The following is a 23,731-nucleotide window of genomic DNA, read 5'->3' as shown; positions in this document are numbered from 1 at the left end:
ATGGGCCTGCGCTGGTTTCACTATGTTCTCTGGGGCGGTCTGATCGCGGGTATGTTCCTGCTGCCTCAAGTGGTGTCCAACGGCACCATGCGCACGATGATCTTCGCCAACTATCTGGCCATCTTTGCCATCAGCTGGGACGTTTTGTCTGGTCGCACGGGGTATGTCAGCTTTGGGCATCCGTTTCTGATCGGCATCGGCGCATACACAACGGCGATCCTGACCAAACGGTTCGATGTGCCGGTCGAAATCTCGATCCCGATCGCAGTGGTGTGCACCATGATTGCGGGTCTTTTGGTGCTGTTGCCTGCGCTGCGCATTCGCGGCAGCTATTTCGCGTTGGTCACGCTGGCTTTCATGGAGTTGCTCTATCAACTGGTGCAGGTCATCCGACCCGATCTGACCGGCGGCACGCGTGGAATGTCCGGTATCCAGACCCTGACCCGGGGGGCGGCAAATGGGTATTACCTGTCAACGGCGCTGATGCTCAGTGTTGCTGTCAGTATGTGGCTGCTGATGAAAACCCGGCTTGGAACCGCATTGGCCGCCATCGGTATGAACGAGGAAAGCGTGCGCGGCTCGGGCCTGAGCAGCACGCGGCTCAAGGCGTTTGCCTTTCTGACCAGTGCGTTCATCGCCGGGTTGGGTGGTGCGTTCTATGTTCATTACCTTGGCTCTCTGGCTCCACGGGCACTGTTCGACATCAATTTCCTGTTCACCATCATCGTTGCGGCCCTGTTGGGCGGTACGTCGACCATAGTTGGTCCAATGATCGGGGCCTTCTTCATGACGTTTCTTCTGGAATATCTGCGCCCGGTCCTGCCGGGGGCCGAGCGATACTTTGTCTACGGCGCGATTGCACTGCTCCTATACATGTATCAACCCAAGGGCCTAGTCGAACTGGTCAGAACCGGCGTTCTCAGACTGCGAAAAGGGGTGTGGCATGACTGTGGCGCTTGAAGTTTCTGGCCTGGTCAAACGGTTTGGCGGGCTGGTGGCCACAAATGATCTGTCCTTTTCCCTCAAAGAGGGCGAGTCGCTGGGACTGATTGGTCCCAACGGTGCCGGAAAGACCACTGTGTTCAGCCAGATCATGGGCGAGCTGCGTCAGAACAGCGGCACGATCAAATTGTTCGGACAAGAAATTTCCGCACAATCCACACCGCAGCGCATCCGCGCCGGTGTCAGCCGGACCTATCAGATCCCGCGGCCCTTTGGAGACATGAACGTGGCCGAGAACATCCGCGTGGGTCTGATGCCCGACAACATCTGGCGAATGATCGTCTCGCCCCCTGATACCGAACGGGAACGCGAACTGGCGCTGAGTGTGGGTTTTGCCGAGGCCGATCTTGAACGGCTCCCGTCCGAGTTGGCCATGGGTGATCTGCGGAAGCTTGAAATGGCGCGCACGATGGCCACCGCGCCGCGTGTGATGCTATTGGATGAGGTGTTTGCCGGTCTGACGGTGGGGGAAATTGCACAGATTTCTGATCTCATTCAATCCATGCGCAAGGACGGCATGACTTTCCTTATTGTGAGCCACGATTTGCCTGCGCTTGAACCGTTGATCGACCGGGCCATCGCCATAGAACGCGGCACCATGATTGCCGAGGGTACGTTCGGCGACGTGATGGACGACAAGGCCGTGCAGGCGTCATACCTGGGGAGCGCCTGATGTCTTTTCTTGAAATCGATAAGCTGTCAGCCTTCTACGGCAAGGCGCAAGCGCTCACCGATATCTCGATAGCAGTTCAACCAGGTGAAATTGTTGCGGTGGTTGGTCCAAACGGGGCTAAGCAAGTCGACATTGCTGGACAGCATCATGGGTTTGGTCAAGACCGAAGGCGACATTCGCTTGCGCGGCCACAGTCTGGTTGGCCGCAGCTCGTCAGAGATTGTGCGCAGTGGGGTAGGGTACGCGCCGGAACGGTTCAATCTGTTCCCCTACATGTCCGTGCGCGACAACCTTATGGTCGGCGCCTTTACCGCACGCGAAGATATCCAGAGCAATCTGGATATCGTTCACAAGCTTTTTCCACGACTGAAAGAGCGTGAAGGGCAGGAAACATCCACCCAGTCCGGAGGAGAACGGCAGATGGTCTCGTTTGGGCGTGCCTTGATGACCAGCCCGGAATTGCTGTTGATCGACGAGCCAACAATCGGCCTGGCCCCCAAGATCTGTCTCGAAATCGCCGAGGTTATCCGCCAGCTGAATTCGGAATACGGCCTGACCGTCGTGATAACCGAACAAAACGCCAATTTTGCTTTGTCTCTCGCAAGCAGAATCTATGTACTGGAGTCGGGCCGGATGCAGACATCGGGAACCGAAGCCGAACTAAGAAACGACAAACGCTTGCTAGAAGCCTATTTCGGCGGTCATTGAACCAGAGCAACAAGCCATGCAGTGTTTGTTTTAATAACCGAAGATGCCACCGCACCACCCTTTGCACTGATCAGATCGGGAAAAAACAACTCCCGACCTCTGAGTGCTTGGCGGATGAGGCGACGAGCGATTGACCGTTCTTTCGTGTTGTACCTATCGATACAGTTCTTTTGAACTTTTACTCAATCTCATGTGCAACCTAAGGGATTCCTGACTTGTCTTTGATTCAGGTGATGCAATTGTGGATTTGAACGTAAGTTGAGTAACAGATTTTATGATCAATTGGTTTTGTCGGATTGTTGCCGTCTTCTTGGCAGTGTGTGTTGTAGCGATCCTGACGTTCCGGTGGACAGCGCATCATCGCGAGATTGTACCATTTGCAGTTGGAATGCCGACAGGTGGGAAGTTTATTGAGACACCTGAAGGTTCGTTTTTCATTCTCGAATCAGGAAAAGCAGAAACGCCCCGTGTTCTTTTTGCTCATGGGACTGCGGCATGGTCCGAGATTTGGCGTGAAACCATGAATGAGGTGTCAAAGGCCAACTATCTCTCGACCGCATTCGATATGCCGCCCTTTGGCTGGTCCGAGCATCCGGAGATCGCAGACTATAGTAGGTCAGCTCAGGCTAACCGCGTCATTGCCTTGCTGGAATCTTTGGGCGACCGTCCCATCGTTGTGGCTCATTCAGTTGGAGCCGGACCGGTATCCGAGGCTGTACTGACGCGGCCGGAGTTGGTGTCAGGCTATGTGATTGTTGCCGGGGCGATTGGGTTGGGTGATCGGAACAACCCAAAACAGCCGCCAATTGTTTTGCGCAATTCCAGCATCCGGAAATATCTGACGGCTGCAACAGCGACGAACCCGCTGCTGACCCGTAAATTTCTGCGTGACTTCATGCATCGACGGGAGGCGGCAACACCAGAAGTGGTCGCGATGTTGCAAGAGCCAATGATCCGAGCAGGCTATACTAGTGTTGTCTCAAACTGGGTTCCTGAGCTGTTTACAACTCCGATTCATGCGTTGAGTCTGGATCCCGCTAAATGGGCAGCGATTGACCTGCCTTTCGCTTTGATATGGGGGGCACAAGATGACGTCACCCCTGTATCTCAGGGCAAGGAGCTTGCCTCGCTTGTCCCGAACTCAACCTTGACGGTTCTCGAAGATGTCGGCCACATTCCACACTTGGAGGCCCCTTCAGAGTTTGCCGTGGCACTTATCAATGCGTTGCAATCGATGACACACCTCCACAAACAGGAGCGAGAACAGAAATGAAGTCTTTCACCCGGCGATCAGCTCTCGTTCTTAGTGGTGCAGCGGCGGGATGGGTCGCTGCCCGTGCATTTGACAACGATCTTCCAGTTTTAGACGGCACTCAGCGATTGGATCAGGCGCCGACCGGGACCGTGATGAATGACGCAAGCGGGCTGTCTTCTACACCGATCCACAAGCATTTGGTCTTTTCAGAGAATGCGGATGACGCGCTGATCGCGGCCATTCGCCGTGAACTTTCTGAGGCAAGCGCCGCGAACCGGCCTTTCAATGTAGGCGCGGCCCGTCATTCGATGGGCGGGCAGGCCATCCCACGGGATGGAACAGCCGTAACATTCGACAATGGTACGGTGGAAATCGACAGCGCCAATGGCCGCTATCGGGCACATGCGGGGGCCCGTTGGTCACAAGTTATCGCAGCGCTGGACCCCAGCGGCTGGTCGCCCGCCGTCATGCAATCCAATAATGACTTTGGCTTGGCTGCGACGTTTTCTGTCAATGCGCACGGCTGGCCAGTGCCCTATGGCCCCATGGGGGCAACGGTTCGGTCACTCCGCATGATCCTGCCATCTGGTGACTTGGTTACATGCTCGCCCACTCAAAACACTGATCTCTTCAATTTGGCCATGGGCGGGTATGGGCTGGTTGGGGTGATCCTGGATCTAGAGGTCGACATGGTGGCTAATACCCGTCTGGTTCCGACCTTTGAAACCATGACCGCCAGTGCCTTCCCTGCAGCTTTTCAGACCGCCCTTGACGACCCTTCTATCACGATGGCTTACGGTCGCCTGAATGTCGAACGAGATTCCTTTTTTGAACGGGCATTGCTTGTCGCCTACCGCCAAACCGACAATCAATCCGACCTGCCGCCTGCATCCGGGTCTGGCTGGATGTCGCATGTAGCAAGTCGACTCTATCGCGCGCAGCTCGGCAATGAGACGATGAAGTCGTTTCGCTGGTGGAATGAGACGACCCTTGGACCTGCACTCGGCGGTGGGGAAGTGACCCGCAATTCGTTGATCAACGAGCCGGTCGTGACGCTTGATGACCGCAACCCCAACCGTACCGATATTCTTCACGAGTATTTTGTCAGTTTCGAGGCGTTTGACGCGTTTCTTGCCACCTGTCGAGACGTGATCCCTGCCTCTTACCAAGAGTTTCTGAACGTGACCCTTCGCTTTGTGGCGCAGGACGATCAAAGTGATCTGTCATTTGCCACAACCCCGCGTATCGCTGCGGTCATGTCCTTTAGCCAAGAGATGACTGAACGTGCCGAAGCCGATATGAAGCGGATGACCGAGGAATTGATTGACCGAATTGCCGAAGACGGCGGTGCATATTACCTGCCTTATCGCCCCCATGCACGCGTTGATCAATTGGCCCGAGTTTATTCGGGCGCAGCCGGGTTTTCGGCTAGAAAGCGTGAGTTGGATCCGCAATTGGTCCTGCGCAACAACCTTTGGGACAACTACTTGGTGCACCTATGACAACCATGCAAAAACTCTGCTTCGCCTATTTCGTGGTTTTGATGATCGCAGCGTCACTTAATTATATCCCGGGACTGACGGACGAGGATGGGCTCGCGTTCGGAATTTTTGCGCTCGATATCTATGATGATGCTCTGCATGTCGCCTCTGCGGTATGGGCATTGATAGCAGGCTTGTTGTCCCACCGGGCTGCCCGCATGTTCATGATCTTGTTTGGCCTTGCGTATCTCGGTGACGGAGTGTTTGGCTTCTTCACCGGCTACGGATACCTCGACCTAGGCATATTTACGAATGCCTCCGCCGGTTTGGATTTTTCATTGGGCAGGGTGCTTGCGAATGTACCCCACTTGGCGCTGGGTGGGCTGGCTGTTTGGGCTGGGCTAAGGAACGTCGGACGTCCGGCATGAGATTGCTCTGGAGGTGGCTCAAGCGATTGATCGTAGTTGTTGTCGTGGTTGTGTTGGGCCTCTTATCTCCGGTTGCCTATTCAGAGATCATGTGTCGCCCGACAGGCGAGCACTGGAGCTTATGAGGCGATCCTGAAACCCGCGTACCATCGTCCGGAAGCCCGAACCCTTATGACCTATCCGGAATGGCATATTGTCCACGCCTACGAGGATTACGCGCGCGTCCTCGAAAAGGGTGACCCGCATCAATACAGGTTTCTCAAAGGAATTTCTGGTTTTTGGGGATCGGTTTGTGCCCTCTCCAAGGCCTCGGGTGAGCTTGGGGCAATAGACGGCGCAACCAAGCAATTGGTCTACGTGATCGGTGTCAGCTTTACCGCGGAATTGTTGGCCAAGGCGGTCTATGAGGAAACATTTGGCCGCCTTTTCACAGTGCTACGTGGCTCTGCCAGAGCCCCTCTGGACGATCTGTCCGCACAACAAGCAAAGGATTACGCTGAGTTCCTTCAACAGACCCCATGGTACAAATGGGACTTCCTTGCCGATGCGCAGGCCCTCGCGGATGGCAGTACGCAAGTCCTTAGAGATCGCGAGCGTGGGGTCGCGTTGGGACTCGAGTATCGTGCGAAAGCGTCCTATGCCGAGGTCATCGCCACAGCGGTATCGGAAGTCGGCGTCGATGCTCTGACCTTGCGAATGCTTGTCGATGGGGCAAATCGCGAGGTTCTGGAAAGGCTGAATGGCGTGACTGTTATCGATGAAACAAATTCGGGGATCGAAATCGAAACGGTACGTTACCGCGCCTTGACGCATTTGATGCAGGAAATGGCAAACGCTGGTGTTGAGTTTGTCGAAATCGCCGGAAACGACAACATCATGTTCACTATTGTTTCTGACAATGCCGAGCACCCCAAATCGATCTACAGTGATGCCAGACAGGGTTTTGAAGATTACCGCCACCTCATCTTGACTGACGTTGCCGATATCGCCTCAGATATACGCGCCTTGGATGATGGCACCGGGGTATTGGAACATATCCATGACTATTAAAGGCATCGTTCTAGCAGTTTCGCTGTTTGTGTTTGGATGGGTCGCCATTCTTGCAGGGATAACCCTGTTTACCGATGACGCACCTGCCGCGTTGGTGATGTTTCCAAGCCAAGATTTCTTAGAACAAATGCCCGAAGATACGGCAGTGTTGTCTGCCACGCCGTTCACTGTGACATTGGCATCCGACGAAACAGATTTTGCACGCCGACTGTATCAGAAGGGAGCTTTGCTTGTGTTGCCAGCTGGGCTTAGGGGCTGCTTCTCGCTTTCGTAAGTACGATTCCGACCGACACACTCGAAATTTCCCAATCGTGAAAGTGATGTCCGCTTCGCCGTGATAACCGTGAGGTCGCGGCCAGAGAAAAGTTTGAAAAAAACGCAGTCACTGATTTTGGCGCGTTCCGATTTGGGGCCCGCCTGTGTTTTTCTTTTCCGTTCGAAGTTGCGCGTTTTCATTTATGCGTAGGTGATCTTATATGTGCATGGGTGTTGCTTCGATGCCTAGGTTGCTCAAAACCTCTGGTTACGCAAAATGATGACAGCATAGGGTGAAAAATCTTGCAGAAACAAATGCATAGATTCCAGGTTCGCGTCTATTACGAAGACACCGATATGGGCGGGATCGTCTACCATGCCAATTACCTGCGTTACATCGAGCGGGCACGCTCGGACTGGGTTCGCAATCTAGGCAATGACCAGAACGCGATGAAGGATGCTGGTCTGGTCTGGGTTGTGCGCAAGATCGAGGCCGAATACCTCAATACAGCCAAGTTCGATGACGAACTGGAAATAGAAACCGAGGTGGCCAATCTGTCGGGTGTTCGACTGACCATGAACCAGCTGATCACGCGCGGTGACACCGAAATTTTCCGCGCCTCGGTTACTGCTGTCTGCATGACAACCGAAGGCCGCCCCACGCGCCTTCCGGCAGAGATTCGCGCATTGATGCAATAAATCGTGTGCTGGGGGTGGTTATGTTGGCATTTCACCCCGATCTGAGGTAGCGTCTGCCCAAACAAGGCCGACAAAACCGGTCGCAAGGCAAAGAACGAGCAGGTTCATGGAAGCAGAAACTCTGGCGCTGGCGCAGGAGATCGATTTCTCGTTTTGGGGATTGTTTGCGCGCGCGACGCTTACCGTCAAACTGGTGATGGTGATCCTTATGGTGGCATCGTTTTGGGCGTGGTCCATCATCATTCAAAAGCTGATCATGTATCGCGCGGCCAGGCGCGAGGCGGATGTTTTCGATCAATCGTTCTGGTCGGGAGAGCCGCTGGATGGTCTCTTTGAACAGATCGGGGCGGAACCCAAGGGCAGCTCGCAAAAGATCTTTGCCGCGGGCATGATCGAATGGCGCCGCTCGCATCGCACCGATGGCGGGCTGATCGCAGGCGCACAGGCCCGTATCGATCGATCAATGGATGTGGCGATCAACAAAGAATCTGAAGCCCTGCAAAAGGGCCTGCCGGTTCTGGCCACCGTGGGCTCGACCGCGCCGTTCATTGGCCTTTTCGGCACCGTTTGGGGCATCATGAATGCGTTCATCGAGATTGCCGAGCAGCAAAACACCAATCTGGCAGTCGTCGCGCCGGGCATTGCCGAGGCGCTACTCGCGACAGGTCTGGGCCTGTTGGCTGCGATCCCGGCAGTGATTTTCTACAACAAGTTGAGCGCAGACAGCGATCGCATCGTGGCAGGGTACGAGGCCTTCGCCGACGAGTTCGCCACCATCCTGTCGCGCCAGCTGGACAGCTGAACGATGGGCGCGGGTGTACAGCAACCGGCCGAAGACAGCGGGCGGCGACGTGGGCGCAGACGTGGTCGCGCGCGCCCCATGGCCGAAATCAACGTGACGCCTTTTGTCGACGTGATGCTGGTGCTGCTGATCATCTTCATGGTGGCCGCACCCCTTTTGACGGTTGGTGTGCCGGTTGAACTACCCAAGACAGCTGCGGGTGCTTTGCCGTCCGAAAGCGAAGAGCCGTTAACGGTGACAATCACCGCTGAGGGTGCTGTTGAAATTCAGACGACAGGTGTGGCCCGCAACGAACTGGTGCCCAAGCTACGCGCCATCGCGGCTGAACGCTCCAGCGATAGGGTGTTCCTGCGTGCGGATGGGGCGGTGCCTTACGCGCTGGTGATGCAGGTCATGGGGGCGTTGAATGCGGGCGGGTTTACCAATGTGGGTCTTGTGACCGACACCGGCGGACCCACTTTTGACGAAGGCGGAGAGTGAGGCAGCGGTTTGCAGACCGGCACCAAGATCTCGGCAGTTGTCCATGTGACCCTAGTCGGATGGGCGTTTCTCGGCGGAGCCTTCCGGTCCGAGCCCTTGCCGTTTGACGTGCAGGATGTTTCGGTGATTTCCGCCGAGGAGTTCGCGGCCCTCAGTGCGCCGGTGCAGACGCCCGAGCTGGCGCAGCAACCCGACGCCCTGCAGCAGCCCGAGACGCCAACGTCAGAAGTCGCTGTGCCTGAGGCACCGCAGCCCGAACCGGAACAGCAACAACCCGACCCTGTCGCCGAGCCAGAGCCAGAACCTTTGCCCGATCCAGTTGTCGAGGCACCGGACCCTCAAGTAAGCGAAGACACGGCTGTCCTGGTGCAGCCTGATCCAGATCCAACGATTGACCTCAACCCACCAGGAAAGCGACCCAAGCCACGCCCTGTTGAGCGGGTGGCTCCGCAGCCAGTCGCAGCACCGCCACCTGACGCGACGCCTGACGATGTGGAAACCCCGCCTGTTGTCGCCGAAGAGGGTGCGGAGACGCCGCAACCCGAACAGGAGCAGTCCGCACCAGAAGAAGCCACCGATCAAATTGTGACAGAGGCGGAAGAGAGTGACGAACTAGCACCATTGCGCTCTCCGCGACCTCCGGCACGGCGCCCTACGCGACCGACCACAACTCAGACTGCCGAAACCGAGGCGGCAAAGCCGGTGGCACAAACCGGGGTCGAAAGCGCCCTGGCCGAGGCGCTTGCAGGCGCTCAGGAAGATGTTCCACTTGGACCGCCTTTGACCGGAGGGGAAAAGGAAGGGCTGCGCCTGGCCATGTCACGATGCTGGAACGTAGGCGCGCTGTCATCCGAGGCTCTGCAAACGACAGTGACTGTCGCCTTTTCGATGCAAAGGGATGGCAAGCCTGAAACGGGCTCGATCCGCATGTTAGACAGTTCGGGTGGCTCTGCGTCCTCGGCGCAACAGGCGTATCAGGCGGCAAGACGTGCTATTATCCGATGTGGCGCAAAAGGCTATGATTTGCCCGCCGAGAAATACGGCCAGTGGCGAGACATCGAAGTGACATTCAATCCCGAGAGGATGCGGATCAAATGATGAAGTTCTTGGTAAGCCTGTTTCTGGGGCTCGCGTTGCTGGCGTCACAGGCCATTGCACAAAACCAGCCCTTGCGGATTGAGATCACCGAAGGGGTGATTGAACCCTTGCCATTTGCCGTGCCAAATTTTGTTCCCGACACCGGGGCCGCATCCGAGTTGTCCAGCCAACTCGCCCGCGTGGTTGCAGCTGATCTTTCCGGTACCGGTCTGTTCCGTGAGGTGCCTGCCAGTGCCTATATCAGTCAAGTCGACAGTTTTGAGGCTCCGGTCAAATTTGCGGATTGGAAAGCGATCAATGCGCAGGCACTGGTTACTGGTGCAGTCAACGTTTCAGGCGATCGCGTCACGGTTCGCTTCCGGGTGTGGGATGTGTTCTCGGACAAAGAGATTGAGCCCGGCATGCAGTTTTCGGGTACGCGGGATGGTTGGCGTCGCATGGCGCACAAAGTGGCAGATGCCGTATACAGCCGTATCACTGGCGAAGGTGGATATTTTGACAGCCGTGTCGTCTATGTTTCGGAAAATGGCCCAAAGAATCAGCGGCGCAAGCGGTTGGCCATTATGGATTATGACGGGTACAACGTTCAGTACCTTACTGACAGCGCTGCCATTGTGTTGGCGCCTCGGTTTTCCCCAACCGGCGACCGGGTTCTGTACACCAGCTACGAAAGCGGTTTTCCCCGTATTTATGTTCTGGATGTTGGACAGGTTCAACGGAGGGTGCTGGAAAGTGCCGAAGGCACCATGAGTTTTGCACCCAGATTCTCTCCGGATGGAAAGACGGTGGTCTATTCGCTTAGCCAGGGTGGCAACACCGACCTCTATACCATGGATATTGCTTCCGGTCGGGCGCAGCGGTTGACCAGCACGCCATCCATCGAAACCGCTCCCAGCTATTCTCCGGACGGTCGGCAGATTGTCTTTGAAAGCGACAGGTCAGGCACGCCGCAGCTCTATGTCATGCCCGCCAGCGGGGAGACGCAAAGCGAATAAGCTTCGGGCAGGGGCGATATGGTACCCCGGTTTGGTCGCCACGCGGTGACCTGATTGCGTTTACCAAACAAAACAAGGGGCGGTTTCACATCGGCGTGATGCGCACAGACGGTAGCGAAGAGCGCCTTTTGACGGCATCTTTCCTCGATGAAGGACCAACTTGGGCACCGAATGGTCGTGTGATCATGTTCACTCGGGAAACCCGCGGAGAAAATGGCCGGTCCGCACTTTACACTGTGGACATATCGGGGCGCAATTTGCGTCCGGTCCGTACTCCGGATGGTGGCAGTGATCCCTCGTGGTCACCACTTCAGAAATGACAAGCTCTTTACCACAGTTCCCCTTGCGTTCACATGGCGCGAGGGCTGTGATACGAAAAGAACAACAACAGGCGAAACGCGCGAGGCATTTGAGATGAAAATATTGAGCAAGTTTGCAGTTGCGGCGACGTTGTTGGCTGTCGCGGCATGCAGCAACACATCGGCGCTTGACGGTGGGGACGGCGCTGTCGACCTCAATAGCACTGGTGCCAATGCAGGGTCGGCTGCGGACCCCAGTTCTCCGGCCTATTTCCAACAGGCTGTGGGAGATCGGGTTCTGTTCGAGGTGGACCAATCGACGCTCAATGACGCGGCACGCGCGACACTGTTGGCCCAGGCGAATTGGTTGCTGGAGAATACGGATTTCTCGGCAACGATCGAAGGCCACGCAGATGAGCAGGGAACCCGGGAGTACAACCTGGCGCTTGGCGCGCGCAGGGCAAATGCGGCTCGTGAGTTTCTGATTTCGCGCGGAGTGGCGGGAAGCCGCCTTAAGGTCGTGAGTTATGGCAAGGAACGCCCGATCGAGATTTGCAGCGAAGAGGCCTGTTATGCCAACAACCGACGGGCGGTTACGGTACTGGCCGGTGGCTTGACGGGGTAAGACATGGGCATTCGGGGGTTGATATTTGCGACGACAATTGCGCTGTCGTCAGGTGTGGCACACGCGCAAGACGCGCAGACATTGGCTGATATTCGTCAGGAACTGACCGTTCTGCACGTCGAAGTTCAGCGCCTCAAGCGCGAGCTTTCGACAACCGGGGCAGCCAGCACCGAACCTGTCAGGTGGCTCTGTTTTAGAGCGAGTCGACACGATAGAAGCCGAGTTGCAACGCCTGACAAGTCAGACCGAGCGGATGAGTCAACGGATCGACCGCGTCGTCGCTGATGGTACCAACCGCATTGGCGATCTGGAGTTCCGACTGGTCGAGCTTGAGGGGGGATGTTTCCGCCTTGGGTGAAACCACCACTTTGGGTGGGGATACAGCCGTCATCTCTGAAACACCCACTGCCGAACTTGACAATTCCAATGACACCGAACTGGCCGTGGGCGAAAAGGCAGAGTTCGACGCAGCCAAGGCAGCCTTGGATGCAGGGGATCATAAAAAGGCAGCGGATCTCTTGGCAAATTTCGACGCTTCCTACCCCGGCAGCCCTCTGGGACCGCAAGCGCATCTTAACCGCGGCAAGGCATTAGAGGGTCTGGGCGATACACGAGAAGCCGCACGCGCTTTTCTGGCAAGCTTTACCAATGATTCCACAGGCCCGGTTGCGGCCGAGGCGTTGTACGAGCTCGGCGCCGCTCTGGGTCGGCTGGGACAAGTCGATCAGGCCTGTGTGACACTTGCAGAGGTAGCGGTACGTTTCCCTGTGGCCGACGCTGTTGCCGAGGCACGAAGCGAAATGACCAGCTTGGGATGTTCTTGAGCGAGCGATACCGGGGTCTTCTGGTAGCCTTGGATGCTTGTTTTGGCAGGCATCCATATAGAGATGTCGCCGTTGCCGTATCTGGTGGTGGGGATTCCGTGGCATTGATGCACCTGCTGCACACGTATGCGCAGGACCGAGATATCAACATTCATGTTGTGACTGTGGACCATGGATTACGAGTTGAGGCCGCGGACGAAGCCGCAATCGTTCAACACAAGGCAGCGGAACTGGGCCTTTCTCACACGATTCTGAAATGGCAAGACCAACCTGTCGAAGGTAATCTGCAAGAACAGGCGAGAAAAGCTCGGTACCGATTGTTGACGGGTTGGGCCAAAGACAATGGGATCAAGGCGATTCTGTTAGGCCACACTGCGGATGATCAGGCGGAAACTGTCCTTATGGGATTGCGGCGTGCATCTGGTGTGGATGGGCTGTCGGCCATGCCTGCACACCGCGTTTTGAACGGCATCCCAGTTTTGCGTCCTCTTCTGGGAAACACGCGACATGAGCTTCGGGCGTATTTGATGGATCTGGGCATAAGTTGGATCGACGATCCAACGAATCAGGACACTCGGTTTGAGCGTATTCAAGTACGGCAAGCACGTGACGCATTGGCTGAATTGGGAATTACAACTCAGGCGCTGGTGCGGATTGCGCAAAATATGGCTCAAACACGCAGCGCACTTTCGTATCACGTACAGCGCGCAGCACGCGCGGTTTGTACTGTCGATGCCGGTGACATCGTCTTAAACATGGAACAATATCTGGCATTGCCACAAGAAACAGCGCGTCGTCTTCTTTTGGGGGCGTTGATGTGGGTCAATGGTGGCGCGGACCGTCCTAGACATCGACCGATGGACGCTGCTTTGCAAGCCCTTCAAAACAGCACACCAACTCAGTTGGGTGGGTGCCGTATTGTAAGGCAACGCAACGACATGCGGGTCTGTCGAGAGTGGAATGCAGTTGCAGATTTGCGGGTGTCAGTAATGCGGCGATGGGACAATCGCTGGACAATGCAGGGGCCGACAGCGGAAGGTTTCACGATTTCTGCACTGGGTGAAAGCGGCCTGAGGCAATGCCTGAACTGGCGCGAAACAGGCAGACCACATGCCGCGCTGCTGGCCTCACCTGCAGTGTGGGACGGTTCGGAATTGATCGCGGCCCCGATGGCGGGATTGGCGAACGGATGGTCGGCCAAAGGTCCAACAAGCACAGAAGAGTTCCTTGCAACGCTTTTATCGCATTGAACCTGCCACAATCCTCTCTATTTTAGTGGTCTGATCGGCTATTCCCCAAAAGCCGAAAGATTTAGGAGAGTTTCCTTGGGCAATGCACGCAATATCGCCTTCTGGGTTGTACTGTTTCTGCTGATTCTTGCTCTGTTCAACTTGTTTAGCGGCTCGGGTGGGACGCTGCAGAGCCAGGAACGGACATATTCGGACTTTGTGAGTTCGGTTGAAGCTAGCGATGTCAGCCAAGTCACGTTGGATGGTGAACAGGTTCGCTACCGCATGTCGGATGGCAAAGACTACGTCGCCATCAAACCCGGTGACGCAGAAGTTACAACTTTGCTGATTGAACAGAATGTGCCCGTGCGGGCCGAGAAACAACAGCAATCCGGGTTCCAATCATTCCTTATCACGCTGCTGCCGTTCCTGCTGTTGATCGGTGTCTGGGTCTATTTCATGAACCGGATGCAAGGTGGAGGTAAGGGTGGTGCCATGGGCTTTGGTAAGTCCAAGGCCAAGATGCTGACTGAAAAGCATGGTCGCGTGACCTTTGACGATGTCGCCGGCATTGACGAGGCCAAGGAAGAGCTGGAAGAGATCGTTGAATTCCTGCGCAACCCGCAGAAGTTCTCGCGTCTTGGCGGCAAAATCCCCAAAGGCGCATTGCTGGTTGGTCCTCCCGGTACCGGTAAAACGTTGCTGGCCCGCGCCATTGCGGGTGAGGCGGGCGTGCCTTTCTTTACAATTTCAGGGTCTGACTTCGTCGAGATGTTTGTAGGCGTTGGTGCAAGCCGTGTCCGTGACATGTTCGAGCAAGCCAAGAAGAACGCGCCGTGTATTGTGTTTATCGACGAGATCGACGCCGTGGGTCGCCATCGTGGCGCAGGTTACGGCGGCGGTAACGATGAACGCGAACAGACCCTTAACCAGCTGCTGGTCGAGATGGACGGGTTTGAGGCCAACGAAGGCGTGATCATCCTGGCGGCGACAAACCGCAAGGACGTTCTGGACCCCGCTCTGCTGCGTCCAGGCCGCTTTGACCGCAACGTGACTGTTGGCAACCCCGACATCAAAGGCCGCGAGAAGATCTTGGGCGTTCATGCGCGCAAGACACCTCTGGGTCCTGACGTTGATCTGCGCATCATCGCGCGGGGATCGCCGGGCTTCTCGGGTGCTGATCTGGCCAACCTGGTGAACGAAGCCGCACTAATGGCTGCCCGTGTGGGCCGTCGCTTTGTCACTATGGAAGACTTCGAGAACGCCAAAGACAAGGTGATGATGGGGGCCGAGCGCCGCTCGATGGTGCTGACCCAGGATCAAAAAGAAAAGACCGCCTATCACGAAGCGGGTCACGCGGTTGTTGGTCTGTCGCTGCCGGAATGCGACCCGGTCTACAAGGCGACGATCATTCCGCGCGGTGGTGCTTTGGGTATGGTTGTGTCCTTGCCTGAGATTGATCGCCTGAACTGGCACAAGTCGGAATGCGAGCAAAAGCTGGCGATGACGATGGCTGGTAAAGCTGCGGAAATCATCAAGTATGGTGCAGATCACGTGTCCAACGGTCCGGCCGGTGACATCCAGCAAGCCAGCCAATTGGCCCGTGCGATGGTTCTGCGGTGGGGCATGTCAGACAAGATCGGCAACATCGACTACGCCGAAGCGCATGAAGGTTACAGTGGCAACACCGCAGGCTTCTCGGTTTCGGCCAACACCAAAGAGCTGATCGAGGAAGAGGTGAAACGCTTCATCCAAGAAGGCTATGAACGCGCGTACCAAATCCTGACCGAGAAGAAAGCCGAGTGGGATCGTCTGGCGCAAGGATTGCTGGAATACGAAACCCTGACGGGGGAAGAGATCAAGCGCGTCATGAACGGCGAGCCGCCGAGCGCGGGTGATGACGATGGCGACAGCCCGGATGAAGGCAGCGCACCAAGCGTGACCGCCATCCCCAAGACCAAACCCAAGAAACCGTCAGGCGACGGCGGGATGGAACCGGAACCGACGGCGTAAGCCGACGAGATTGCAAAAAGCCCTGGTGACACCTCAGACGCATACCGCGCGACGGGGAACAGACTTTCCGCTCATCCATCCGGAGAGCCAAAAAACGAATGGCCGCGACTCGATGAGTTGCGGCCATTTTTTGTGATCAGCGGCTTGAGACGTTGCTCATGACGTAAGATCGAACCCAATGGTTCTGTTGCCCACCGTGTTGATCCGGATTGACACTAAGGCGGTAAGTCTACCCGAAATTCATGTTTTTCGGATTTCGTAGCGACCTGCTGATCATACGCTCCACTCGAACCCGACTTCTTTTTCAGAAAGCGCCCAGAGCTGCTCCATGACCGATTTATCATGGGCATGCGGGTGCAGCGTGCCCTTGCCGACTGGCCCGACGAACTCCATGCGACCTGTGGGGCCGTAAAGCGCGCGTTGCTCCAACCCATCTTCGGTTGCGCACATTACCTCGGGCCAGGAGCCCCGTTCGGCCGACTGTGTTATGGGTAGTTTTGTCATGACCCAGAACATGATCCGCGTCGCCAGGTTACCGCTGGTCGTGATGAGAGATGTCCGCGACGAACCAGGATGGCAGACATAAATCTCGACATCGGTTTTTCCTGCTGCGGTCAGCTTGTCCTGCAGCTCGTAGGCAAACATCATTTGTGCCAGCTTGCTTTGTGAATAAGTTTTGTTCTGGTGGTAATTCTTGTCCCAGTTCATGTCGTCGAACTGGATGGTCTTGATCCCCATGTTGTAACCAAGGCTGCTAACAACCACGATCCGGCCTATCGATTTCTCGATCCGTTCGAAGAGCAGACCGCACAGTAGGAAGTGGCCATAGTGGTTGGTGCCCAACATGCTTTCAAACCCGTCGACGGTGAGTTTCTGGGTCGGAACCTGCGCGATGGCGGCGTTGCAGATGAGGGCGTCAATCCGGGGAACGGTTTTTAGGACCTCCGCCGCGGCTTCGCGCACGCTGGCAAGTGAAGCGAGGTCCATGCGGACGAAGCTCACTTCGGCGCCGATCCCAAGTTCCTTTTTTAGGTCCGTAATGGCGGCTTGTGATTTCTCGACCGAGCGGTTCAACATCACCACCTTGGCGCCCTTGGTCAGAAGGGTCCGCGCAGCCTGAAATCCTGCGCCAGCGTTGGCACCAGTGATCAGGTAAGTCTTGCCTTTGAGCGAGCCGAGGCGCTCGGGGGTCCAGCCTTGCGATCCGAAAGTCGTGTCTGCCATTTCTCTTCTCCTGTCAGTACTGGCTGGCAACTTGTGTGTGATCTTTGCTTGTCTCGAAATGGTAGATAACTATCGTTGCTGGCTAGAAATAGGCGAAATCATCTTGAATACATGCCTGATTGTCTCAGCCTCATTGCAGTGTGCCACTTCTCACACCATCTTCGCACCATGAGCAGAGAGCAGATCAAACAGCTAATCGAACGCCACCTCCCCGAGGCTGGCCTGGTGGAAACGGCGTTAAAGGGCGTGCAGCTCTTCCGGGTGACCGAAGCAATGCCCTGCGTGCCCGCAGTCTATGAGCCCACTGTCGTGGCAATCGTCAGCGGGGTGAAGGAAGCCATCCTCGATGGCAATCGGCACACCTATGACAGCAACCGATACATGCTTTGCCCGATGACCATGCCGGTGGAGGCGGGCACGCCTCAGGCTTCGCCAGAGAATCCGCTTTTGGGCGCAGTGATCTCTTTGGATCCGAGAGTGATGCGGGAACTTTCTCTTGAGATCGAGACTGCAGCCGTTGCCCGCCGCAAGCCCGACGGTGCAGCCCTGCAGGGACTGGCGCTGGCGAGATGGGACGCGGGCTTCACGCAAGCACTGCTCCGGCTGCTGGAGCTGCTCGAAAGCCCGATGGATGCGGCAGTGCTTGGGCAGGGGCGGCTGCGGGAACTTTGTTACGCTGTGCTTAAAGGCGAGGCCGGGGACGCAGCCATGCGAGCCTTCAGCGTTGGCAACGAAATTGCGCGCACGATCGACTACCTGTCCACCCGTCTGAACGAGTCGGTCACAATCGACGACATGGCCTCGCAGGTTGGCATGAGCCGCGCCGTGTTCCATCGCCGGTTCAAGGAAGCAACGACGATGTCACCAATCCAATTCGTGAAGTCGATGCGGTTGAACAACGCCGCGATGCAGATCGCCGGTGGAAAGACCGTAACCGAAGCCGCGATGGATGTGGGCTATGTGAGTTCCTCGCAATTCAGTCGGGAGTTCAAACGTGTGTATGGGCAATCTCCCAGGCAGTGGAGACACTCCAATTCACCATCGGAGGGAATGGCGGGATAGACTGCTTGGTGTTTTGAGACGCATCAATTGTTTCGCTGCGAAGAGGGGGATGGGGCCGGGTGGCCAAGACGCAAAGTTTTTTTGTTCAGACAACTCTTTTCTTGGGCGACACTGCTCTCCGGAACCTCTCGACGCTCGCTCCGATTTTCGGGCCCATGTAGAACCAGGGCAGATAGAGAACACGGTAGATATCCGGCTGGGTCCCGTCCTTCCTCTTCGTGAGTTCATTGAGGCCGTATCAACGCGCTTGTCTGTCGTGCCATCGGATCGCCATTGATCGCTGCATAAGTAATGGGAGATCGACCGCCGAGCGTAGCGAGGCTGGGCCCAACGGGAGGGGGCATCTTTGATGCACGACCGACCGGCGGGAGCGCCTTGTTTTTCTGGAACCTATTGGGATTTGCCGTATGGTGTCCCCAAATCACTCAAAACGTCCGATACAGGCTGAGGAGGCGCGGGATGCCGGTGCTCAAGGAGACACAATATGCAGGGGAAATCGTCTGGTTGGGGCATGTGCCATCCGGGCGCACGCTTAAAGCGCAGGCCACTGATCATTTGACCTTGGGATTTTCCGGTGTACCCGGAGAACGCCACGAAGGGACAAATCGAGCCTCTTGCGTGCGAGTGCGCAATCTCTATGCCGAGGGTACGGACATCCGCAATGTTCGGCAGCTTACAATCCTGTCGCAAGAGGAACTGGACGTAATTGCGAGCGACATGGGGCTCGACGTGCTTGATCCCGGTCTGTTGGGGGCAACGGTCGTGATCAAGGGTATTCCTGACTTCACCTTTGTCCCGCCGTCCAGCCGCCTTCAAGGACCGTCTGGCGCCACGCTGACCGTGGATATGGAAAACCGCCCTTGCGTGCTGCCCGGGCGTGAGATCGAGGCGGCATCACCCGGCTACGGTGCCTCGTTCAAACCGGCCGCAAAGAATCGCCGTGGTATCACAGCCTGGGTCGAACGCCCGGGCGGACTGGCGCTTGGTGATCGGTTGCAGCTTTTCATCCCCGATCAACGTGCCTGGGCGCCCTGAAAGTATCCCAAGGGATACCGCGTTTCCGATTTGAAACGTCTTACGGCCTCCAACGCCGTTTCAAAGCATGAAAATGTCGGAATCTATACCCTATTTCACAAGACCCCCGGTTATGGGTTGAACAGCGCCGAAGGGGCTCCCCTTCGGCATTGGCCGACATGCTTCAAGGATCTTGCTGATGAGCTACAAATCCGACATTGAGATCGCCCGCGAGGCGAACAAGAAACCCATTCAGGAGATTGGTGCCAAGCTTGGCATGTCTTCGGATGATCTGCTGCCCTACGGCCACGACAAGGCCAAGGTGAGCCAGGAGTTTATCAACTCGGTTCAGTCCAAGGACGATGGCAAGCTGATCCTGGTGACGGCGATCAACCCGACGCCTGCGGGCGAGGGCAAGACCACCACCACCGTGGGTCTGGGCGATGGTCTGAACCGCATCGGCAAGAACGCGATGATCTGTATCCGCGAGGCCTCGCTTGGTCCGAACTTCGGCATGAAGGGCGGCGCTGCGGGGGGTGGTTACGCGCAAGTGGTGCCGATGGAGGAGATGAACCTCCACTTCACCGGCGACTTCCACGCGATCACCAGCGCGCATTCGCTGCTGTCGGCGATGATCGACAACCACATCTACTGGGGCAACGAGCAGGAAATCGACACCCGCCGCGTTGCATGGCGTCGTGTGGTCGACATGAACGACCGGGCTCTGCGCACCATCACCGCGTCTCTGGGCGGCGTCTCCAACGGTTTCCCGCGCGAAGCTGGTTTTGACATCACCGTGGCCTCCGAGGTTATGGCGATCCTCTGCCTGGCGAACGACCTGAAGGACCTGGAAAAGCGTCTGGGCGACATCATCGTGGCCTACCGCCGCGACAAGACCCCGGTCTACTGCCGCGACATCAAGGCCGAAGGTGCAATGACCGTTCTGCTCAAGGACGCGATGCAGCCGAACCTGGTGCAGACGCTGGAAAACAACCCGGCCTTTGTGCACGGCGGTCCGTTTGCCAACATCGCGCACGGCTGTAACTCGGTCATCGCGACCAAGACTGCGCTGAAAGTGGCCGATTATGTGGTGACCGAGGCGGGCTTTGGCGCCGACCTGGGTGCTGAAAAGTTCATGAACATCAAATGCCGCAAGGCAGGCATCGCACCCTCCGCAGTCGTTCTGGTTGCCACCGTGCGCGCCATGAAGATGAACGGCGGCGTGGCCAAGGCTGATCTGGGCGCGGAAAACGTTGACGCGGTGAACAATGGCTGCGCCAACCTGGGCCGCCACATCGAGAACCTCAAATCCTTTGGTGTGCCGGTTGTGGTTGCGATCAACCACTTTGTCACCGACACCGACGCCGAAGTTCAGGCGGTCATGGACTATGCCGCGACGCACGGCGTCGAGGCGGTTCTGTCGCGTCACTGGGAACTGGGTTCGGAAGGGTCCGCTCCGTTGGCCGAAAAGGTCGTGGAAATGGTCGAAAGCGGTACTGCCAACTTTGCGCCGATCTACCCCGATGACATGTCGCTGTTTGACAAAATCGACACCATCGCCAAGCGCATCTACCGCGCCGATGAGGTTCTGGCCGACAACAAGATCCGCAACCAGCTGAAGGAATGGGAAGCTGCCGGATACGGCAACCTGCCGGTCTGCATGGCGAAAACGCAGTATTCCTTCTCGACCGACCCGAGCTTGCGCGGGGCACCTGTGGGCCATTCGGTTCCGGTGCGCGAAGTACGCCTGAGCGCCGGTGCGGGCTTTATCGTGGCCGTCTGCGGCGAGATCATGACCATGCCCGGTCTGCCGCGCAAACCGGCGGCGGAAAGCATCTGCCTCAATGACGCAGGTGAGATCGAGGGCTTGTTCTAAGCTCCAAAATACGGTTTCTGCGGCCCGGTAACCTCCGGGCCGCAGGAGTTCTTAAATGCCCTCTTTGACACCGCCAAGCGATTGCGCATCAATGCAGGCGCTGCGCGTCGAGATCGACAAGCTGGACCGCCACCTGATCGACCTGTTGGTCACCCGTTCAAGCTACATCGACCGCGCTGCCCAGCTGAAACCGGGCGAAGCCTTGCCCGCCCGCATTCCGGCCCGTGTCGAAGAAGTGGTTCAGAATGTCCGCGCCACCGCCCGGGACAAGGGGATGGACCCCGATCTCGCGGAACAGCTTTGGCGCATTCTGATTGACTGGTCGATCGCGCGAGAGGAACGTGTGATCGGCGTGGAATGACAGCATAGGCTGACGGGCCGGTAGCAGGGCTCGTGGTATATTAGCGAAGGGATCAAGAGACATGGTAGCGCAGGTTATCGACGGCAAGGCGTTTGCAGCCAATGTGCGGGGCCGGGTGGCCGAACACGTGGCCAAACTGAAAGAGGAAAACGACATCACCCCCGGTCTGGCGGTGGTGCTGGTGGGCGAAGATCCGGCCAGCCAGGTCTATGTCCGCTCCAAGGGCAAGCAGACCGTCGAGGTCGGCATGAACTCTTACGAACACAAGCTCGATGTGGACACCTCCGAGGCGGATCTGCTGGCGCTGATCGATCAGCTGAACACCGATCCGGCGGTGCACGGCATCCTGGTGCAGCTGCCGCTGCCCAAGCACCTGAACGAGGATCTGGTGATCAACTCGATCGACCCGGCCAAGGATGTCGACGGCTTCCATATCTCGAACGTGGGCCTGTTGAGCACCGGTCAGAAATCGATGGTTCCCTGCACGCCGCTTGGCTGCCTGATGATGCTGCGCGATCACCATGGGAGCCTGTCGGGCATGGACGCGGTTGTGATTGGCCGTTCCAACATCGTGGGCAAACCGATGGCGCAACTTTTGCTGGGAGACAGCTGCACCGTGACCATCGCGCATAGCCGCACCAAGGACTTGCCGGATGTAGTCCGCCGCGCCGACATTGTGGTCGCCGCTGTTGGCCGCCCCGAAATGGTACCGGGCGATTGGATCAAGGAAGGCGCCACCGTCATCGATGTGGGCATCAACCGCATCGACGCGCCGGAAAAAGGTGAAGGCAAAACCCGCCTCGTGGGCGACGTCCATTACGAAAGCGCCGCAGCCCGCGCCGGCGCCATCACCCCGGTTCCCGGCGGTGTAGGCCCCATGACCATCGCCTGCCTGCTGGCCAACACACTAACAGCTTGCTGCCGCGCAAATGGCCTGTCCGAGCCCGAAGGCCTGACCGCCTGACTAGACAGGGACAGGAACGATGGTGCCCTGCAAGGCTGCCACATGTGTTTCCGCCCCTTCGCTGACGGCATAGACGTCAGCCGCCACAACAATCAATCGTCGGCCGGGTTTCAACACCCGGCCGATTGCTTTCAGTCGATCACCCTGGCCCGGAGCCAGCAGGTTGATCTTAATCTCGGCGGTCACAACTTCGTGATCCGGGGGTGCGCAGGTCAAAGCGGCGTATCCGGCCGCGGTATCTCCTAGAGCAAAACTGAGAGCTGCGTGGGCATGGCCTTGTTGTTGCGTAAATTCGGGCGCAATCGGGGCAGAAACCACAACCCGGCCTTTTTCAATCGTTTCAAGCTGCGCTCCGAGGGTGGTCATCATGCCTTGTTTGGAAAAGCTATCAGAAACTCGCGTCTTCATATTTGTTCAACTCAACCTCTGGTGTTGTCTTTCGGCGTCCAGTACAAATATTACTCTGAAATTCCTGTTACCGATGCTTTGGGGATTTGTGGAAGTTCCACGTCTCGAATAAAAAACGCTACATACCACTTACTTAAGTTCTTATTGTTCATGTTTTCCAAGATTAAAAAACTACTAGCGGAAAATAACCTTTTGGTTTCGTTGCCGTTGTTGGTTTTTCTGACAGTTCTTGCCGCTCAGGCCAATCCATTTGGGGTTGAAGGTGTAACGTTTATCGTTCGTTTTCTGTTCTGGTCTGCACTCATGGGTACGGGGGCACTTATTGCGTATTCCAGCGCAGGATGGATTCAAAAATGCTTTCAAGATCGTCGGCAACTTTTCCAGGATGTGATGACTGTTACGCTGGTGACTGTACTTTTTACCCCAGTTCTTTGGGTGATGACTTGGCTTTTGGCTCTGCCATCGATGCAAGATGTTCCCAGGTTGGCGACACTGGCGCAGTACGGATTGATCTTTTCCAGCGGGCTTCTTGTGCTGAGACGATGCTTCCCCGGGGTAGAGGCCGAACAAAGCCTCGAAGGAATGTTGCCCCCCATTCCACGCTTGTATCGCCGTTTGCCCGAGGCATTCGAAGGTCCGGTTCTTCGATTGACGGTGCGCGATCACAGTGTTGACGTAGTGACGTTAAGCGAAACGATCACGATCAGATCAAGGTTCGCCGATGCAATTGACGAAATGGAGCCGATCGTCGGGTATTGCACGCATAGATCTCATTGGATCACACGAGAAGCCATTGAAAGCGTGGAACGCTCGGGCGGGCGCATACACATACGGTTGATTAATGGTGACCGTGTTCCGGTTAGCCGTAAATATAAGCCTAATCTCGAAGAAGCAGGCATCGTTTGA

General features: G+C 56.7%; 24 protein-coding genes and 2 pseudogenes. 23 read left to right on the top strand and 3 right to left on the bottom strand.

From position 1 onward, the window contains the following. Entirely contained in the window at window positions 1-960 is a 960-nt protein-coding gene (locus ACZ1HE_RS16770) for a branched-chain amino acid ABC transporter permease (protein ID WP_472622600.1), read from the top strand. Next, entirely contained in the window at window positions 944-1,675 is a 732-nt protein-coding gene (locus tag ACZ1HE_RS16765) for an ABC transporter ATP-binding protein (protein WP_472622598.1), read from the top strand. The genes ACZ1HE_RS16770 and ACZ1HE_RS16765 overlap by 17 nt, the downstream gene beginning before the upstream one ends. 26 nt (window positions 1,676-1,701) lie before the next feature. On the opposite strand, the gene ACZ1HE_RS16760 is transcribed toward ACZ1HE_RS16765, so the two are convergent. Beyond that, the gene (locus ACZ1HE_RS16760; RefSeq protein ID WP_472622596.1) at window positions 1,702-1,824 is read right to left on the bottom strand and encodes a hypothetical protein; all 123 of its coding nucleotides are present in this window, start codon (window positions 1,822-1,824) and stop codon (window positions 1,702-1,704) included. On the opposite strand from ACZ1HE_RS16760, the gene ACZ1HE_RS16755 reads away from it, so the two are divergent. From ACZ1HE_RS16755 to ftsH, 15 genes and pseudogenes are all read left to right on the top strand, one after another. Continuing rightward, the gene (locus ACZ1HE_RS16755) at window positions 1,823-2,383 is read left to right on the top strand and encodes an ABC transporter ATP-binding protein (protein WP_472622594.1); all 561 of its coding nucleotides are present in this window, start codon (window positions 1,823-1,825) and stop codon (window positions 2,381-2,383) included. The genes ACZ1HE_RS16760 and ACZ1HE_RS16755 overlap by 2 nt on opposite strands. A gap of 274 nt (window positions 2,384-2,657) precedes the next feature. Then, window positions 2,658-3,656, top strand: coding sequence for an alpha/beta fold hydrolase (locus ACZ1HE_RS16750; protein WP_472622592.1), 999 nt, complete (start codon window positions 2,658-2,660; stop codon window positions 3,654-3,656). Continuing rightward, window positions 3,653-5,140, top strand: coding sequence for an FAD-binding oxidoreductase (locus tag ACZ1HE_RS16745; RefSeq protein ID WP_472622590.1), 1,488 nt, complete (start codon window positions 3,653-3,655; stop codon window positions 5,138-5,140). Before ACZ1HE_RS16750 ends, ACZ1HE_RS16745 begins: the two co-directional genes overlap by 4 nt. After that, window positions 5,137-5,547 carry a DUF4383 domain-containing protein gene (locus ACZ1HE_RS16740; RefSeq protein ID WP_472622588.1) on the top strand — a complete coding sequence of 137 codons (411 nt, stop codon included), beginning with the start codon at window positions 5,137-5,139 and terminating at the stop codon, window positions 5,545-5,547. The genes ACZ1HE_RS16745 and ACZ1HE_RS16740 overlap by 4 nt, the downstream gene beginning before the upstream one ends. Window positions 5,548-5,718: 171 nt before the next feature. After that, window positions 5,719-6,597 (top strand): hypothetical protein, encoded by an 879-nt coding sequence (locus ACZ1HE_RS16735; RefSeq protein ID WP_472622586.1) that lies wholly within the window; start codon window positions 5,719-5,721, stop codon window positions 6,595-6,597. Continuing rightward, window positions 6,587-6,871: a hypothetical protein gene (locus ACZ1HE_RS16730; protein WP_472622584.1), complete on the top strand. Its 285-nt coding sequence runs from the start codon at window positions 6,587-6,589 to the stop codon at window positions 6,869-6,871. The genes ACZ1HE_RS16735 and ACZ1HE_RS16730 overlap by 11 nt, the downstream gene beginning before the upstream one ends. A 296-nt stretch (window positions 6,872-7,167) precedes the next feature. Further along, window positions 7,168-7,551, top strand: coding sequence for a tol-pal system-associated acyl-CoA thioesterase (gene ybgC / locus ACZ1HE_RS16725; protein ID WP_472622582.1), 384 nt, complete (start codon window positions 7,168-7,170; stop codon window positions 7,549-7,551). Between the two features lie 106 nt (window positions 7,552-7,657). After that, window positions 7,658-8,353: a protein TolQ gene (tolQ, locus tag ACZ1HE_RS16720; protein ID WP_472622580.1), complete on the top strand. Its 696-nt coding sequence runs from the start codon at window positions 7,658-7,660 to the stop codon at window positions 8,351-8,353. Between the two features lie 3 nt (window positions 8,354-8,356). After that, window positions 8,357-8,833: a protein TolR gene (gene tolR, locus ACZ1HE_RS16715; protein ID WP_472622578.1), complete on the top strand. Its 477-nt coding sequence runs from the start codon at window positions 8,357-8,359 to the stop codon at window positions 8,831-8,833. 9 nt (window positions 8,834-8,842) lie between these two features. Then, on the top strand, window positions 8,843-9,931 hold the full coding sequence (locus ACZ1HE_RS16710) for an energy transducer TonB (protein ID WP_472622576.1): 1,089 nt from the start codon (window positions 8,843-8,845) through the stop codon (window positions 9,929-9,931). Continuing rightward, a pseudogene (gene tolB, locus ACZ1HE_RS16705) lies at window positions 9,928-11,246 on the top strand (Tol-Pal system beta propeller repeat protein TolB). Before ACZ1HE_RS16710 ends, tolB begins: the two are co-directional and overlap by 4 nt. Before the next feature lie 94 nt (window positions 11,247-11,340). Beyond that, on the top strand, window positions 11,341-11,850 hold the full coding sequence (gene pal, locus ACZ1HE_RS16700; protein ID WP_472622574.1) for a peptidoglycan-associated lipoprotein Pal: 510 nt from the start codon (window positions 11,341-11,343) through the stop codon (window positions 11,848-11,850). Window positions 11,851-11,853: 3 nt separating this feature from the next. Beyond that, a pseudogene (ybgF, locus tag ACZ1HE_RS16695) lies at window positions 11,854-12,674 on the top strand (tol-pal system protein YbgF). Continuing rightward, window positions 12,671-13,924 carry a tRNA lysidine(34) synthetase TilS gene (gene tilS / locus ACZ1HE_RS16690; RefSeq protein ID WP_472622572.1) on the top strand — a complete coding sequence of 418 codons (1,254 nt, stop codon included), beginning with the start codon at window positions 12,671-12,673 and terminating at the stop codon, window positions 13,922-13,924. Before ybgF ends, tilS begins: the two are co-directional and overlap by 4 nt. A 75-nt stretch (window positions 13,925-13,999) precedes the next feature. Next, complete coding sequence (gene ftsH / locus ACZ1HE_RS16685) at window positions 14,000-15,916, top strand: ATP-dependent zinc metalloprotease FtsH (protein WP_472622570.1); 1,917 nt, start codon at window positions 14,000-14,002, stop codon at window positions 15,914-15,916. Window positions 15,917-16,189: 273 nt separating this feature from the next. Here ftsH and ACZ1HE_RS16680 read toward each other — a convergent pair whose 3' ends face one another. Further along, complete coding sequence (locus tag ACZ1HE_RS16680; RefSeq protein WP_472622568.1) at window positions 16,190-17,140, bottom strand: SDR family oxidoreductase; 951 nt, start codon at window positions 17,138-17,140, stop codon at window positions 16,190-16,192. Window positions 17,141-17,308: 168 nt separating this feature from the next. Here ACZ1HE_RS16680 and ACZ1HE_RS16675 point away from each other — a divergent pair, with 168 nt between their 5' ends. From ACZ1HE_RS16675 to folD, 5 genes are all read left to right on the top strand, one after another. Beyond that, entirely contained in the window at window positions 17,309-18,202 is an 894-nt protein-coding gene (locus ACZ1HE_RS16675; RefSeq protein WP_472622566.1) for an AraC family transcriptional regulator, read from the top strand. A gap of 459 nt (window positions 18,203-18,661) precedes the next feature. Next, window positions 18,662-19,237, top strand: a complete 576-nt coding sequence (locus tag ACZ1HE_RS16670; RefSeq protein WP_472622564.1) for an MOSC domain-containing protein — start codon at window positions 18,662-18,664, stop codon at window positions 19,235-19,237. Between the two features lie 178 nt (window positions 19,238-19,415). Then, window positions 19,416-21,092 carry a formate--tetrahydrofolate ligase gene (locus ACZ1HE_RS16665; protein ID WP_472622562.1) on the top strand — a complete coding sequence of 559 codons (1,677 nt, stop codon included), beginning with the start codon at window positions 19,416-19,418 and terminating at the stop codon, window positions 21,090-21,092. A 55-nt stretch (window positions 21,093-21,147) separates the two neighbouring features. Beyond that, window positions 21,148-21,453, top strand: a complete 306-nt coding sequence (locus tag ACZ1HE_RS16660) for a chorismate mutase (RefSeq protein ID WP_472622560.1) — start codon at window positions 21,148-21,150, stop codon at window positions 21,451-21,453. 61 nt (window positions 21,454-21,514) lie between these two features. Further along, entirely contained in the window at window positions 21,515-22,417 is a 903-nt protein-coding gene (folD, locus tag ACZ1HE_RS16655; RefSeq protein WP_472622558.1) for a bifunctional methylenetetrahydrofolate dehydrogenase/methenyltetrahydrofolate cyclohydrolase FolD, read from the top strand. On the opposite strand, the gene ACZ1HE_RS16650 is transcribed toward folD, so the two are convergent. Continuing rightward, window positions 22,418-22,783 (bottom strand): PaaI family thioesterase, encoded by a 366-nt coding sequence (locus ACZ1HE_RS16650; RefSeq protein WP_472622556.1) that lies wholly within the window; start codon window positions 22,781-22,783, stop codon window positions 22,418-22,420. It abuts the gene before it with no gap. Here ACZ1HE_RS16650 and ACZ1HE_RS16645 point away from each other — a divergent pair. Next, the gene (locus ACZ1HE_RS16645) at window positions 22,688-23,731 is read left to right on the top strand and encodes a LytTR family DNA-binding domain-containing protein (RefSeq protein ID WP_472622554.1); all 1,044 of its coding nucleotides are present in this window, start codon (window positions 22,688-22,690) and stop codon (window positions 23,729-23,731) included. The two genes, ACZ1HE_RS16650 and ACZ1HE_RS16645, sit on opposite strands and share 96 nt — an antisense overlap.

The sequence above is a fragment of the Falsiruegeria sp. JB4-1 genome (assembly GCF_055693495.1).
This window is presented reverse-complemented; position numbering and strand designations above follow the sequence as displayed.